The following is a 14,343-nucleotide window of genomic DNA, read 5'->3' on the forward strand; positions in this document are numbered from 1 at the left end:
AGATTCTGGAATCGGTATGACGCAGTCGCCTGAGCATTACGTCGTCATGGGCAAGCTGACCAGCCCCTATGGCGTGAAAGGGTGGCTTCGCGTGTATTCGTGGACCAGCCCCATGGAGGGTATCCTCGGCTACGAGACATGGCTGGTTGAGCACAATGGGCAGCGAACGCCCATGACCCTGCTCAACGGTCAGCGTCACGGCAAGGGCCTGGTGGTTCGCCTTGATGGTGTTGATTCACGAGAGGCCGCCGAGCGCATGGCGGGCGCTACCATCTGGCTCAAGGCCGATGAGCTGCCGGCACTCGCCGACGATGAGTACTACTGGTATCAGCTGGAAGGACTCAACGTACAAACGGTCGAGGGTGTCGCACTGGGTCGCGTTCAGTATCTGTTCGAGACCGGTGCCAACGACGTTCTGGTGGTTAGCGGTGAAGACCGCGAGCGCCTGATTCCATTTCTGCCGGATGACGTCATCATACGGGTTGATCTTGAGGGCGGCATCATGACCGTCAACTGGGATCCCGACTTTTGATGGCTGTTTTCCCTTCAGGCGAGTAATGGATCGTGTGGATTGGAGTGGTATCGCTGTTTCCGGAAATGTTTGATGCCGTAACACGTTATGGTGTTACCGGACGCGCCGTTGAGCGCGGTTTGATGCGCATCGACTGCTGGAATCCGCGCGACTACGCCCTCGATCGCCATCGCAGCGTGGACGATCGCCCCTACGGGGGTGGCCCCGGCATGCTGATGAAGGTGGATACGCTGCGGCGTGCCATTGCCGAAGCCCGACACCACGGTGAGCAGCAAAGCGAAAGCGATGACGGTGAACCGGTTCGGGTGATCTACCTTTCTCCCCAGGGGAAAAGGCTGGATCAGGAAGGCGTCAGGCAGCTGGCCTCGTACAAACGGCTGGTGCTGGTAGCCGGTCGGTACGAAGGCATCGACGAGCGCGTCATCGATCTTGATATCGATGAAGAGTGCTCCATCGGTGACTATGTGCTCAGCGGCGGCGAGCTGCCGGCCATGGTACTGTGCGACGCCATGGCGCGGCTGGTGCCGGGCGTACTGGGTCATCAGGCTTCTGCTGAAGAGGACTCCTTCAGCGATGGCCTGCTGGACTGTCCGCACTACACGCGTCCGGAAGAAGTGGATGGACGACGGGTACCGGAGGTACTGCTGGGTGGTCACCACGGCGAGATTCGCCGGTGGCGGCTCAAGCAGTCGCTGGGGCGAACCTGGCAGCGTCGGCCGGAGCTTCTGCAGGAGATGACACTCGACCGGGAACAGCGTCAGCTGCTGGATGAGTTCATCGAGGAATACGCATCGGACCATGCCGATGCGGCGGTGCGGGATTGAGGGGCTGAGGCCTCATGATGCCGCGTCACCCACGAATCGACCCCGCGCATGTCGCCGGGATCAAGGACGCCGGTGTTGCAGACACTGCTACCGGGTCCAGTCACATTGGAGAAATGTCATGAGCAGCAAAAACCTGATTATCCAGGCGCTTGAAAACGAGCAGCTGGACAGGGAAATCCCTAATTTCGGCCCCGGCGACACTGTCGTGGTCAACGTCAAGGTTGTGGAAGGCACTCGTGAGCGTGTCCAGGCCTTTGAAGGCGTTGTCATCGGCAAGCGTAATCGCGGCCTGAACTCCGCATTCACCGTGCGCAAGATTTCTCACGGCGTTGGCGTTGAGCGTACCTTCCAGACCTACAGCCGTCAGGTCGACAGCATTGAAGTGCGTCGTCGTGGTGACGTTCGTCAGGCCAAGCTTTACTATCTGCGCGAGCGCAGCGGCAAGTCCGCACGCATCAAGGAAAAGCTCGCCAAGAAGTCCTGAGCCTTTCCGGTACTGCCCGGTATTATCGGGCAGTTTCCTCAAGACCCCGCGCCATGCATCATGGGCGGGGTTTTTGTCTGTCCGGGGCCGGGGTTGAAGGCTCGTGTAGGGTGCCCCGGATCGTCCGGGGTGTCGTGTTTTCATGAGAGACTGTCATGTCCAGCAAGCTGATTGATGCCTTTCTTGATGCGCTATGGCTTGAGCGTGGTGCCAGCATGCATACGCTGGATGCCTATCGATGTGATCTGATGCACTGGCATCGTTACCTGGCGCGCCATGACATGGGCCTTCTGGCTCCGGACAGTCAGACCTATCAAAGCCTCATCGAGGAGCGCCGTCGCGATGGCTATCAGGCGCGCTCCGATGCCCGGCTGACCTCCAGCCTGCGACGCTTTTATCGCTGGGCGCTGGTCACCGGCCAGATCGACAGCGACCCTCTGGCCGATATCGTGGCGCCCCGGGCCAATGCAGAGCTGCCCGGGACGCTCGAGGAGGAGGAGGTCGAACGTCTGCTCGGTGCGCCGGATGTTACCACGCCCCTGGGGCTTCGCGACCGGGCCATGCTGGAGGTGCTCTACAGCTGCGGACTGCGTGTCTCCGAGCTGGTTGGACTGCGCGTGGATAGCATCAATCTGCGCCAGGGTGTGGTGCGGGTGCTGGGCAAGGGCGACGCCGAACGGCTGGTACCGATGGGAGAGCCGGCGGTTGAGTGGCTCGAGCGCTATCTGCGCGAAGGCCGCGGCGAGCTGATGGCTGATATCACCCGGGCGCCGCTCTTTCCCGGGCGCCGCGACGGCTTCATGATGCGCCAGACCTTCTGGTATCGCATCAAGCACCACGCCACGCGGGCCGGTATCGACGCGCCGCTATCGCCGCATACCCTGCGCCACGCCTTTGCCACGCATCTGCTCAATCACGGTGCCAATCTGCGCGTGCTGCAGGAACTTCTCGGCCATCGTGACCTCTCTACCACACAGATTTACACACGCGTGGCTCAGGCCCGTCTTGAGGCCATTCATGCCAAACATCATCCACGGGGCTGAATCACCCATGTCCATGTCGCTTGCTTTTCCTCTTCGTTCCCTGCTGACCGGCGCACTGCTGGCAGGTGCCGTACTGGCCCAGGGCGTCCAGGCCGACGACACCGATGTACCAGAGAACCTGACCGAGCGCCTGGTCGTCAACGGCCAGTCGATGCCGGTCCGCGCGGTGGAAGAATCGCCCCTGCCGGGCCTCTATGAAGTGCAGCTGGAAAGCGGTCAGACCCTGTACAGCAACGGGGAAGGCAAATACCTGCTGGTCGGTGATCTCTATCGCAACGATGACGGGCAGATGGTCAATCTGACCGAACAGAAACAGCAGCAGCATCGTGTTGATCTGCTCAAGCAGGTGCCCGATGAGGACACGGTCGTCTTTCGCCCGGCCGGTGAGGTCAAGGCCGTGATCAACGTCTTTACCGATACCACCTGCCCCTACTGCCGCAAGTTTCATGAAGAGGTCCCCGAGCTCAACAAGCACGGCATCGAAGTGCGCTACCTGGCCTTCCCGCGGGCAGGCATGGAAGGCGAGGGCGCGCGTGAACTCAGCCGAGTCTGGTGCAGCGACAATCGTAGTGAAGCGATGACCCGAGCCAAGCAGGGCAAAAAGCTCAAGGGCACGGCCAGCTGTGACACGCCCATCGAGTCGCAGTTTGCGCTGGGCAAGCAGATGGCCATTCAGGGCACGCCCGCGCTGATTCTACCCAATGGACGCATGATTCCGGGTTATGTGCCGGTGGATCGACTGGTCAACATGCTGGGTCTGGAGAATTGATCAAAGGGCATTCATGGAAGCCACGCAGGGCGTTACACTGCTTCTCCCCCGGCGTTTGACGGCGCCGGGAAAGGACAGTCATGCAGCGTTGAGATCAGCAGACCAGGGGGCAAGACGGTGAAACCGGTAAAGGTAGGCATTTGTGGACTGGGGACCGTGGGTAGCGGCACGTTCAATGTACTGGTGCGCAATGCGCTGGATATTGAGCGTCGTGCCGGGCGCGCCATCGTAGTAGAGCAGATCGGCGCGCGGCGTGATATGCCACAGGTGGACCTGACCGGTATCAACGTCACCCGCGACGTCTTCGAGGTGGCGCGCAATCCCGACATTGATGTCATGGTCGAATTGATCGGTGGCTACGATGTGGCACGGGAGCTCGTACTGGAGGCCATCCGCCACGGCAAGCATGTGGTCACGGCCAACAAGGCCCTGATTGCCGTGCACGGTAACGAGATCTTTCGCGCTGCGGCCGAGCAGGGCGTCATTGTCGCCTTCGAGGCCGCCGTGGCCGGTGGTATCCCGGTGATCAAGTCCCTGCGCGAAGGGCTGGGCGCCAACCGTATTCAGTGGGTCGCTGGCATCATCAACGGCACCGGCAACTACATCCTGACCCACATGCGCGACGAGGGTAGGGCGTTCGAGGACGTGCTGGCCGAAGCGCAGGCGCTGGGCTATGCCGAAGCCGATCCGACCTTTGATGTCGAAGGCATCGATGCTGCCCACAAGCTGACCATTCTGGCCTCAATCGCCTACGGCGTGCCGCTGCAGTTCGAGCGGGCCTATACCGAAGGCATTTCGCGGATCACTTTTGATGACGTGAAACAGGCCGATGCGCTGGGCTACATCATCAAGCATCTGGGCATTTCCAAGCGCACCGAGGATGGCATTGAGCTGCGTGTGCATCCGGCGCTGGTGCCCAAGGAGCAGCTGCTGGCCAATGTGCACGGCGTCAAGAATGCCATCGAAGTGATGGGTGACGCCGTGGGTCCGACCCTCTATTACGGCGCCGGTGCCGGTGCCGAACCGACGGCTTCGGCGGTGGTGGCCGATCTGCTGGACGTGGCGCGCGACATGGCCACGCACCATGACTATCGCACGCCCTATCTGGCCTTCAGCGGGATCGTGGAAGGCGACGAGAGCCTGCCGATCCTGCCGATGGAAAACATCGTCACGGCCTATTATCTGCGTTTGCTGGCCGTGGACCGTCCGGGCGTGCTGGCCCGCGTAGCGACCATTCTGGCCGAGCAGGGCGTGAGCATCGAGGCCCTGATCCAGAAGGAAGCCACCGAAGGCGAGCTGGTGCCGATCATCATCACCACGCATCGCACCCGTGAAGCCAACATGAATGAAGCGATCCGACAGCTTGAAGCGCTGGCCGACATCGCCGGGCCGGTGACCCGCATTCGTATCGAACACCTCGACGAAAACGTCTGATCAGGGGCGCACAGACCATGCGTTACATCAGCACGCGCGGGAACGCTCCCGCGCTGAATTTTGAAGAAGCGGTACTGACCGGGCTGGCCCCCGACGGCGGGCTTTACGTGCCGGAAACGCTGCCGCAGTTCTCTCGTGACGAGATTGCGGCCATGGCCGGCCAGCCCTATACCGAGGTCGCCTTTCGCGTCATGAAGCCCTTTGTCGGCGGCGAGATCGACGATGACACCCTGCGCGGCATCATTGATGACAGCTATGCCACCTTCAAGCATGACGCCGTGGTGCCGCTCAAGCAGCTCTCGCACAACCACTGGCTGATGGAGCTCTTTCATGGGCCGACGCTGGCGTTCAAGGATGTGGCGCTGCAGCTGCTGGGGCGCCTGCTGGATCACTTCCTCAAAAAGCGCGACGAGAAGGCGGTCATCATGGGCGCCACCTCCGGTGATACCGGCTCGGCCGCCATCGAGGGCTGCCGCCACTGCGACAATCTCGATATCTTTATTTTGCATCCCTATCAGCGCGTCTCCGGGGTGCAGCGTCGCCAGATGACCACGGTGCTGGCCGACAACGTCCACAATGTCGCTATCGAAGGTAACTTCGATGACGCTCAGGCGATCGTCAAGGCCAGCTTTGCCGACCAGAGTTTTCTCAACGGTACCCGGCTGATCGCGGTCAACTCGATCAACTGGGCGCGCATCATGGCGCAGATCGTCTACTACTTCGCCTCGGGCGTGGCGCTGGGCGCACCGCATCGCGAAGTGAGCTTCACGGTGCCGTCGGCCAACTTCGGCAACCTCTTTGCCGGCTATACCGCCAGCCGCATGGGGCTGCCGGTGAAGCAGTTCGTGATCGCCACCAACGCCAACGATATCCTGCACCGAACGCTGGCCGACAACGACTTCTCCAAACGCGAGCTGGCCGCCACGCTCGCCCCGTCGATGGATATTGTGGTGTCATCCAACTTCGAGCGTCTGCTCTTTGATGCCTACGACCGCGACGGCGACCGGGTCCGTGCGCTGCTGGAGTGCTTCCAGCAGGAGCCCACCGCACTGGCCGACGCGCCGCTGGCGACGCTGCGCGAGAGGTTCGCCAGCCACCGGGTCGATGATGACACCATCATCGAGGTCATCCGGGACGCGTTCTGGCGCACCGGTGAGCTGCTCGACCCGCATACCGCGACTGGTTACCGCAGCGCAGAAGCAGCGCGCAGCGATGCCACCACGCCGATGATCACGCTGGCCACGGCGCATCCGGCCAAGTTCGAGGACGCCGTGGTCAAGGCAGGTTTTGAAGGTGCGGCGCTGCCGGAGTCCATGAGCGATCTGATGGAACGTGAAGAACGCTACGATGTGTTGCCGGCCAATGCCGGGGATGTCCAGCGCTTCGTGGCTGAACATCGGGTGGCCAGCAGCTGAGTGCTTGATTACCGTCAGGTCATGATCCCCCTGACCTGACCCTGTCGATCGACCCATCCACAAGGCTGCGCCGGCATGATCGATGCCGGCGCAGCCTTTGAGTATCCGGAGCCACCTTGGATAACGCGCGTGATTCCCTGAAAGCGTTGCTGGATAAACGCATCCTGCAGCGCCCCTGTCATGAAGGGCTCTACCAGGAGGCAATCGATGCCGGCCTGACCGAACTGCAGGCGCGCATTCTGGCCGGGCGTCTGAAGGACCCGCGTGCGCCGATATCGGCGCTGGTCGAACCGGCCCTGCGCTATATCGAACATCCCGAAAAGCTGTGTGACGCGACCCGCGGCGCCGAGCGCATCGCCCGCGCCGTGATCGATGGGGAGCACATCGGCATCATCACCGACTATGACGTGGACGGTATTACCTCACACGTGGTGATTCTGCGAACGCTCAACGAGCTGTTTGGCGTGCCGCGTGACCAGCTTCACAGCCTTATCGGCCATCGCATCAATGACGGCTACGGCATCAGCAGCGCGCTGGTGGACAAGACACTGGCGCTCACGCCGCGGCCGTCGCTGATTATCAGTGCCGACTGCGGCTCCAGCGATGAGCCGCGACTGGCGAGGCTGAAAGCGGCCGGCATTGATGTGGTGGTCACCGACCACCACGCCCTGCCCGTGGAAGGGCCGCCGGCCTCGGCCTTTGCAGTGGTCAATCCGTCACGCGCCGACTGCGACTATCCGGATGCCACCATTGCCGGCTGCATGGTGTGCTGGCTGTTGATGTCGCTGACCCGCTCGCATCTGATCGAGGCCGGCCGGCTGGCAAGCGATACGCCCAAGCTGTCGCCCTGGCTTGCCTATGTGGCGCTGGGCACGGTCGCCGACTGCGTCTCGCTGGGGGACAGTGCCATCAACCGCGCGGTGGTCACGCTCGGGCTCAAGCTGATCAACCGCATGGAAGCGCCCTGCTGGCGGATGATGGCCGAGCGGCTGGGCCCGGACAGCACCCCCTTTGATGCCGAGACGCTCGCCTTTCAGATGGGCCCGCGCATTAACGCCCGCTCGCGGCTGGATGACCCCTACGCGGCGCTGCATTTCATGCTGGCCGCGGATGACGCCAGCGCGCGACGCTATCTCAACGTGCTCGATGACGATAACCAGTCGCGCAAGGCCATTGAAGCCGACATGGCCGAACAGGCACGCGCCATGGCCCATGCGCAGCTGGAGTCGGGCGCGCGCGTGCTGGTGGTGCATCTGCCTGATGGCCACCCCGGCGTGCAGGGTATCGTCGCCTCGCGGCTGGTGCAGGCCTTTGGCCGCCCGACGGTGGTACTCACCCAGGCGCCTGATCCGGCCATGCTGACCGGCTCCGGGCGGTCGGTGGAAGGTGTGCATCTGCGCGATGCACTCCAGCGCGTCTTTGAGCTGGCGCCAGACGCCCTGCCACGCTTTGGCGGCCACAGTGGCGCGGCCGGGGTGGGCGTGCCGCACGCCGAGCTCGAGGCGTTTCGCCGCGCGCTGGCCACGGCCATTGACGAGCAGCTGGACGGTCGCGAGCTCTATCCCCTGATTCTCAGCGACGGCACGCTTGAGCCCGATCAGCTGGCGCTGCCGATTCTTGATGAGCTCGAGGCGCTGGCGCCCTATGGCCGCGAGTTCGAGGCACCGCTTTTTGAGGGACATTTTGTGGTGGATCAGGCGCGTCTGGTAGGCAGTGAGGGCAATCATCTGATGATGACGCTGGATGCCGGGAACCAGATGGTCCGTGCGATCTGGTTTCGCGCCGTCACGCCGGGCGAGAACATGCCGGTGGCGGCGGGAGAGGAGATTCGCTGTGCCTTTCGCCTGTCACGTAACCGCTACCGCGGTCGGGAAAGCCTGCAGCTGATGATCGAGCACGCCGAGCAGATCACGATGTGAGGGCCGATCTGCTACTCGACGCCTGAGCCGGGGCTGTTGATAATACCTTCAGGCGCCACAAGCGCAGGATTTAATGAGCGATCTACCCGGTCGCCACACAACAAGAAGGATATTATCGATGGATGTACCCGCGACCCGCCATCGCCTGCATGAAGACATCATGGCCATCATGCTGGGCTCGGCCTGCGCCGCCCTGGGGATCGGGCTTTATGAACACGCCCAGATCCTGATCGGCAGCACCGCCGGCATTGCGCTTTTGATTACCTACGTTACCGGCTGGAACTTCGGCCCGGTCTTTTTCGTCGTCAACCTGCCGTTTTACTGGCTTGCCTGGCAGCGGGTCGGCCACCAGTTCGCGCTCAAGACCTTTGCCGCCATCGCGCTGCTGTCCTGGATCAGCTGGCAGATGCCGCGCTGGATCGATATCGGTGAGGTTTCCCCGCTGTTTGCCGCGCTCATGGGCGGCAGTCTGATCGGGCTGGGGGCGCTGGCGCTCTTTCGCCACCGCGGCAGTCTCGGCGGTTTCAACATTCTGGCGCTGTATCTGCAGGACCGCCGCGGCTGGAGCGCCGGCAAGGTGCAGCTTACCCTGGACGCTCTGGTCATGCTCATGGCCTTTTTCGTGCTGCCCCCGGCCAACGTGGGCTATTCGATCCTGGGTGCAGCGGTGCTCGGCGTGATTCTGACTCTTAACCATCGGCCCGGGCGCTACACCGGCACCAGCAGCAATTAGGCACCAGTAGCCACCAGGCGCCGGGTCATGAGATCTCAGTAGTTGGGCCACAGTCCCGGCGTGACCAGCTCCAGCAGATGGCCGTCCGGGTCGCGGAAGTAGAGGCTTTCGCCACCCGGCGGCCAGTGCGTGCGCCCTTCAATGGCGACGTCGTGACGCGCCAGGTGTGCCTCCCAGTCAGCGAGGGCATCGCGCTCGATGGCCAGTGCCACATGCTGGCGGCCGCCGCCGTCATGGGGCGGAATGGTGCCCATGCCATCGGGCAGCTGCACGGTGTCATCGGTCTGCCCCTGCTGAAAGACCAGCAGCATCGAGTGCCCGGTAGGGTAGGCGGTAAAGCGCTGGTCGGCATTGTGCGGTGACAGCCCCAGCACGGTTTCAAAAAAATCCCGTGCCCGGGTCATGTCGGCGGTATAGAGCACGGTTTCGATCACGCCGTGAATGGCGGGCGCCTGCTGGGTGGACATCGATGAACGCTCCCTTGATGGGTTGGCCTGAAACGCCAGTGTGGGTCAGCCGGGCTGGCGTGTCATGTGTCATTCCGGCCGCCCCAGAACCACCAGGCAGTCAGCGCGATCAAAATGACGCCCAGGGCATTAATCAAAAAACTCATGAGGTCGCCTCCTTGTTCGGTTCTGATTCGGCGCTGCTTGTGGGCGTGATGCGTTCCGGTGTGAAGTGGCGCAGCCGGTTGGCGTTGGTCACCACCGTTACTGATGACGCCGCCATGGCCAGCGCTGCCACCATCGGCGAGAGCAGCGTGCCGGTCAGCGGATAGAGCACGCCGGCGGCAATCGGGATGCCCAGGGTGTTGTAGGCGAACGCGCCCCACAGGTTCTGTTTGATATTGCCGATCGTGGCGCGACTCAGGTCTATGGCGTCACTAATGCCGTGCAGCGAGTCGCGCATCAGGGCAGCACCAGCCGATTCGATCGCCACGTCACTGCCGGCTCCCATGGCAAAGCCCACATCCGCGGCGGCCAGCGCCGGGGCATCGTTGATGCCGTCGCCGGCCATGCCGACCACATGACCCTCGTGGCGCAGCCGCTCGATATGGCGCTGCTTGTCCTCGGGCAGCAGGCCCGCGTGCACCTCATCAATGCCGGCCTGCGCGGCGATGGCGCGTGCCGTGGGTTCGGCGTCGCCGGTCAGCATCACCACACGCAGATCGCGAGCATGCAGACGTTTGATGGCCTCAAGCGCATCCTCGCGCAGCGGGTCCTGCACGGCCAGCAGGTCCACCAGTCGGCCATCGATGGCGAAATGCAGCACGCTGCGCGCCTGATCTTCCCAGGCGCTGACGGTATCGCTGACCTCATCCAGTGCCACGCCGTGCTCGTGCATCAGCGCGGCATTGCCCAGCGCCAGACGCTCGCCGCCCAACCCGGTGGCCGTGACGCCGCGCCCGGAGAGGGCCTCGAAGTGTTGAACCTCAACCGGCGCGGCCTGCTGCTCATGGCAGTAGTCCAGCACGGCACTCGCCAGCGGATGCTCCGAGCCGCGTTCAAGGCCGGCCAGCAGTGCCAGCGCGTGATGGTTGGCCCCGGGCAGTTGATGAACGTCAGTCACGCGCGGCTTGCCCTCGGTCAGCGTCCCGGTCTTGTCGACCACCAGCGCGGTCAGCTCGCCGATGCGCTGCAGTGACTCGCCGTGGCGAATCAGAATGCCGGCGCTGGCGGCGCGGCCCACGCCGATCATGGTCGAAATGGGTGTGGCCAGCCCCAGTGCGCAGGGGCAGGCGATGATCAGCACCGAGGTGGCGGTGATCAGCATGTGGGTCATGCGTGGCTCGGGGCCGAGGTTGAACCAGATCAGCGCCGTGATGACGGCGGCGATCATGACCGCCGGTACAAAGATGCTGGAGACCCGATCTGCCAGCCGGCTGATGGGCGGGCGCGAGCCCTGGGCCTGACGCACCTGCTCGATGATGCGCGACAGGCTGGTCTCGCTGCCCACCTGGGTGGCCCGCAGCGTCAGCGTTCCCTTGGTGTTGAGCGTGCCGGCCGACACCGGATCGCCGACTTCGCGCGCCACCGGCAGCGGCTCACCGGTCAGCATGGATTCATCGACATGGCTGCGCCCCTCGATCACGTCGCCATCCACCGGGACCCGCTCGCCGGGGCGCAGACGCAGATGATCGCCGCGGACCACCTCATTGATGTCGATATCGATCTCTTCATTGTGTCGAATCACCCGCGCGGTACTGGCGCGCAGCGATACCAGCTGTGACAGCGCCTTCGAGGTGCGCCCGCGTGAGCGGGTCTCGACGGCCTGGCCCAGACTGACCAGGCCGATGATCATCAGCGGCGCTTCCAGATAGAGCGCCCGCGCTGCTTCCGGGACCAGCGACGGCGCCAGCGCCACCGCCATCGAATAAAGCCAGGCCGTGGCCGTGCCGATTGCAATCAGCAGATCCATGTTGGCGATGCGATGGCGCACGGCCTTGAGCGCAGCATCATAAAAGCCGCGTCCGGCCGCCATCATGACCCCCAGCACACCCAGGCCGATGGCCCCCCATACCCAGCGCTCAAGGCCTTCCAGCTGTGGGTGGTGAAAGAACATGGAGAGCATCAGCGCCACACCCGGCACCAGTGCCAGCCAGGTGTCGCGAATCTTGCGGCGATAGCTCTGCTGCTCCAATTCGCTGCGGCGGGCCTCGCCCTGTTCGATGCTTTCGATCACTTCGGCGCCATAGCCGGCCCGTTCCACTGCGCCAATCAGAGTGGCGGTGTCGACATCGCCCTGCACCCGGGCGCTGCGGGTGGCAAAGTTGACCTGGGCGTCCCTGACGCCGTCGACGTGATCCAGCGCGTTCTGGATGGTGCGCACACAGCCGGCACAGGTGATGCCGGAAAGCTGTAGCTCAATGGCTTCCCCTCGCGGCTTGGCCGGGCTCATCGGTCTGTCGGCATCGACCTGCGCGGCGGCATCCTCAGTATCGGCCTTTATCGTGGCGTCAGGCTCTGGCGCCGAGCCGGGCGCCTCCCCGGCGGGCGTGGCACGATAGCCTGCCGCCTCGACGGCGCTGATGATCTCCTCAAGCGAGTTGTGGGTCGTGATCGACAGGCGCTCGGTATCGAGCTCGATCTGCGCCTGCGGGTCGAGCGCTTCCAGCTCGGCCCGGGTGCGCTTGACGCAGCCGCCGCAGTGCAGACCTTCGAGGGTCAGCTGATGGTGATCGCGGCTGTCTTCGGCTGACGTGGCCTGAAAGCCGGCGCTTTCTACCGTCTTGATGACTTCATCACGAGCCCGCTCGGTAGTGATGGCAAGACGCGTCACGTCAATGTCGATACGGGCATCAGGGTCAAGGGTTTCCAGAGCGGTGCGAGTGCGCTTGACGCAGCCCCCACAGTGCAGTCCCTCAAGCGCCAGATGCCAGGTCGGTAACTTACTCATCAGGCCTCCCGGTAGCGGTGGTCCCGGCAGTAGTGGCAGGGGTGTCCGGCTCGTTCCAGTGCTCGATCAGCTGACACAGCGTATGGCCGTCCGGTGCGCCATCGGGCATGTCGGACCAGGCCTGAAGCGCGTGTTCCATGCGATCGGCGAGCTGCTCCAGTTCGCGTATCTGCGCCCGAATCTGTGGCAGCCGGGCGCTGAGCAGATCGCGCACCATGGGGCAGGGCGAGTCGCCGTGATCGGTGTGAGCGAAGATCTCGCCGACTTCCCTGAGGCTGAAGCCCAGCGTCCGGGCCCGCTGAATGAACCGCACCCGCCGCAGCGCCTCCTCGTCAAAGTACTGATAGCCGTTGTTCGGGTCGCGCCCGGCGTGAATCAGCCCCTGATGGACATAGTGACGGATCGCCTCATGGGTGACGTCGCCGTGCCGGGCCAGCTCACCAATTTTCATGACATCCTCGGATCGATGCAGTGACATGTCTGCAGCATAAAACCCTGGGGTTGCCCCACGGTCAAGGCCGTCAAAAAGATCGATGCGAGAGAAGAAAAAAGGCCCTGCAGCAAGCGCTGCAGGGCCGAAGGATCGTTAGCCGATCGTCAAGGATGTGCGAGCATCACGAGATCATCAGTAGTTAAAGCGCACCAGCAGCTGGGTGGAATTGTTGCTGCGGCTGCGGCCCGAATCGTTCTTGCTGTCATCGAGCAGCTGCTCGAGTGCCACAATCCAGTCGTCATAGAACCACGCCGCGCCGATGGTGTAGTAGCTCAGCCGTGCACTGGAGTCCTTCTCCCACAGCCGGTTCTGGCCGCCGTAGACCTGAATGGTGTCGGTATAGGCAAAGGGATTTTCAAAGCTGTAGACGGCAACGGCCTCATAGCCACGAGCACTGGGAGAGAAGCGTTCTTCACCGTTACCCAGATTGGAGCCGTTGATGATGTTGCGGTACTGACCGCCGGTGACGGCAAAATACCAGTTGCCCGGCGTCCAGCGTGCCCCGCCCAGCCAGGCGTTGACGTTGGTAGCGTTACTCTCACCGCTTTCCTGATCATCGATGGCTGAATGTGTATAGGCCGCCGAGAAGGCTACCTCATCCGTGGCGGCCCACTCGAGTGCGGCCTGAGTAGTGTATTTGCGCTTGTAGCCGGAAGGATCACTGAACCCATCAAAGGCTCCGGTTTCGTCGAACTGCGCGCGCCCGCCGCTGTGAGTACTGTCATCACGGGTCTGATACATCAGGCCCAGCGTCAGGTCATCCCAACTGTTTTTGTAGTAGATCGAATTATCAGCGCGGGCCATGCCTTCAATGCCGCCATCGCCTTCGCGACCGTTATAGGAGGCCGTGGCCGAGGCACCCGAAACCCAGAACTGGTCGGTCCAGGAGGCGACCATGTCGGTCCAGGGTGCGAGCTGTTTACCGATGGTGATCGAGCCGTAGTCCGCGTGCTGAAACCCGCCGAACAGCAGGCGTTTGGAATGATTGTCCTCGCCTTCGATAAAAAAGGGATCAAAGCCCCACTCGGTGCGAGCAATACCTGTCCAGCCATCGGCAAAGCGGTGCTGATAAACGAGGTTGATACGCGACCCGGCGTTGACGTTGCGATAACTTTCGCCGTTTTCCCAGACGCTTCGGTTGGCAATACGGCCACCGATGCTGAAAAGATCATCGGCGGTTTCATAAACGGTAACGGCGCTGGCCTGATGGGAGAGCGCTGCCAGCGTGACAGCCAGAGACAGTGGTGCAATACGATGCCTGACCATGGTGTGTTTCCTTGCATGTATTTATTGGAGTTTTG

Annotated in this window: 13 protein-coding genes; 9 read left to right on the top strand and 4 right to left on the bottom strand. The window is 62.9% G+C overall.

All coding sequences use genetic code 11. The features are described from left to right. Positions 1-16: 16 nt before the first annotated feature. From rimM to C8D72_RS11785, 9 genes are all read left to right on the top strand, one after another. Positions 17-532: a ribosome maturation factor RimM gene (gene rimM, locus C8D72_RS11745; protein ID WP_115854631.1), complete on the top strand. Its 516-nt coding sequence runs from the start codon at positions 17-19 to the stop codon at positions 530-532. Positions 533-564: 32 nt separating this feature from the next. Beyond that, a complete protein-coding gene (gene trmD / locus C8D72_RS11750; RefSeq protein ID WP_115854632.1) occupies positions 565-1,356 on the top strand; it encodes a tRNA (guanosine(37)-N1)-methyltransferase TrmD in 792 nt (263 codons plus the stop codon). Between the two features lie 118 nt (positions 1,357-1,474). Further along, positions 1,475-1,840: a 50S ribosomal protein L19 gene (gene rplS / locus C8D72_RS11755; RefSeq protein ID WP_115854633.1), complete on the top strand. Its 366-nt coding sequence runs from the start codon at positions 1,475-1,477 to the stop codon at positions 1,838-1,840. Between the two features lie 155 nt (positions 1,841-1,995). After that, entirely contained in the window at positions 1,996-2,883 is an 888-nt protein-coding gene (gene xerD / locus C8D72_RS11760) for a site-specific tyrosine recombinase XerD (protein ID WP_115854634.1), read from the top strand. Positions 2,884-2,890: 7 nt separating this feature from the next. Continuing rightward, the gene (locus C8D72_RS11765) at positions 2,891-3,652 is read left to right on the top strand and encodes a DsbC family protein (protein WP_170140586.1); all 762 of its coding nucleotides are present in this window, start codon (positions 2,891-2,893) and stop codon (positions 3,650-3,652) included. 117 nt (positions 3,653-3,769) lie between these two features. Continuing rightward, a complete protein-coding gene (locus tag C8D72_RS11770) occupies positions 3,770-5,086 on the top strand; it encodes a homoserine dehydrogenase (RefSeq protein WP_115854636.1) in 1,317 nt (438 codons plus the stop codon). A 17-nt stretch (positions 5,087-5,103) separates the two neighbouring features. Further along, positions 5,104-6,501 carry a threonine synthase gene (thrC, locus tag C8D72_RS11775; protein ID WP_115854637.1) on the top strand — a complete coding sequence of 466 codons (1,398 nt, stop codon included), beginning with the start codon at positions 5,104-5,106 and terminating at the stop codon, positions 6,499-6,501. A gap of 116 nt (positions 6,502-6,617) precedes the next feature. After that, complete coding sequence (locus C8D72_RS11780; RefSeq protein ID WP_115854638.1) at positions 6,618-8,420, top strand: single-stranded-DNA-specific exonuclease RecJ; 1,803 nt, start codon at positions 6,618-6,620, stop codon at positions 8,418-8,420. Positions 8,421-8,538: 118 nt separating this feature from the next. Continuing rightward, on the top strand, positions 8,539-9,153 hold the full coding sequence (locus C8D72_RS11785; RefSeq protein WP_245955240.1) for a YitT family protein: 615 nt from the start codon (positions 8,539-8,541) through the stop codon (positions 9,151-9,153). A gap of 35 nt (positions 9,154-9,188) precedes the next feature. On the opposite strand, the gene C8D72_RS11790 is transcribed toward C8D72_RS11785, so the two are convergent. The 4 genes from C8D72_RS11790 to C8D72_RS11805 all read right to left on the bottom strand — a co-directional run bounded on the left by C8D72_RS11790 (position 9,189) and on the right by C8D72_RS11805 (position 14,308). Beyond that, entirely contained in the window at positions 9,189-9,620 is a 432-nt protein-coding gene (locus C8D72_RS11790; RefSeq protein ID WP_115854639.1) for a VOC family protein, read from the bottom strand. A 142-nt stretch (positions 9,621-9,762) separates the two neighbouring features. Then, entirely contained in the window at positions 9,763-12,549 is a 2,787-nt protein-coding gene (locus tag C8D72_RS11795; RefSeq protein ID WP_115854640.1) for a heavy metal translocating P-type ATPase, read from the bottom strand. Further along, positions 12,542-13,000 (bottom strand): MerR family transcriptional regulator, encoded by a 459-nt coding sequence (locus C8D72_RS11800; RefSeq protein ID WP_115855104.1) that lies wholly within the window; start codon positions 12,998-13,000, stop codon positions 12,542-12,544. The genes C8D72_RS11795 and C8D72_RS11800 overlap by 8 nt, the downstream gene beginning before the upstream one ends. Positions 13,001-13,174: 174 nt before the next feature. Further along, positions 13,175-14,308 carry a porin gene (locus tag C8D72_RS11805; protein WP_115854641.1) on the bottom strand — a complete coding sequence of 378 codons (1,134 nt, stop codon included), beginning with the start codon at positions 14,306-14,308 and terminating at the stop codon, positions 13,175-13,177. Positions 14,309-14,343: the final 35 nt, after the last annotated feature.

Origin of the sequence: Kushneria indalinina DSM 14324, assembly GCF_003385845.1 — a bacterium.
GTDB classification, from domain to species: domain Bacteria; phylum Pseudomonadota; class Gammaproteobacteria; order Pseudomonadales; family Halomonadaceae; genus Kushneria; species Kushneria indalinina.

What these genes read in the sequence shown, in the direction of transcription:
- C8D72_RS11805 (WP_115854641.1), bottom strand. Translation starts at nt 14,308, where the DNA reads ATGGTCAGGCATCGTATTGCACCACTGTCTCTGGCTGTCACGCTGGCA.
- rimM (WP_115854631.1), top strand. Translation starts at nt 17, where the DNA reads ATGACGCAGTCGCCTGAGCATTACGTCGTCATGGGCAAGCTGACCAGC.
- rplS (WP_115854633.1), top strand. Translation starts at nt 1,475, where the DNA reads ATGAGCAGCAAAAACCTGATTATCCAGGCGCTTGAAAACGAGCAGCTG.
- C8D72_RS11790 (WP_115854639.1), bottom strand. Translation starts at nt 9,620, where the DNA reads ATGTCCACCCAGCAGGCGCCCGCCATTCACGGCGTGATCGAAACCGTG.
- C8D72_RS11795 (WP_115854640.1), bottom strand. Translation starts at nt 12,549, where the DNA reads ATGAGTAAGTTACCGACCTGGCATCTGGCGCTTGAGGGACTGCACTGT.
- thrC (WP_115854637.1), top strand. Translation starts at nt 5,104, where the DNA reads ATGCGTTACATCAGCACGCGCGGGAACGCTCCCGCGCTGAATTTTGAA.
- C8D72_RS11765 (WP_170140586.1), top strand. Translation starts at nt 2,891, where the DNA reads ATGTCCATGTCGCTTGCTTTTCCTCTTCGTTCCCTGCTGACCGGCGCA.
- xerD (WP_115854634.1), top strand. Translation starts at nt 1,996, where the DNA reads ATGTCCAGCAAGCTGATTGATGCCTTTCTTGATGCGCTATGGCTTGAG.
- C8D72_RS11785 (WP_245955240.1), top strand. Translation starts at nt 8,539, where the DNA reads ATGGATGTACCCGCGACCCGCCATCGCCTGCATGAAGACATCATGGCC.
- C8D72_RS11800 (WP_115855104.1), bottom strand. Translation starts at nt 13,000, where the DNA reads ATGAAAATTGGTGAGCTGGCCCGGCACGGCGACGTCACCCATGAGGCG.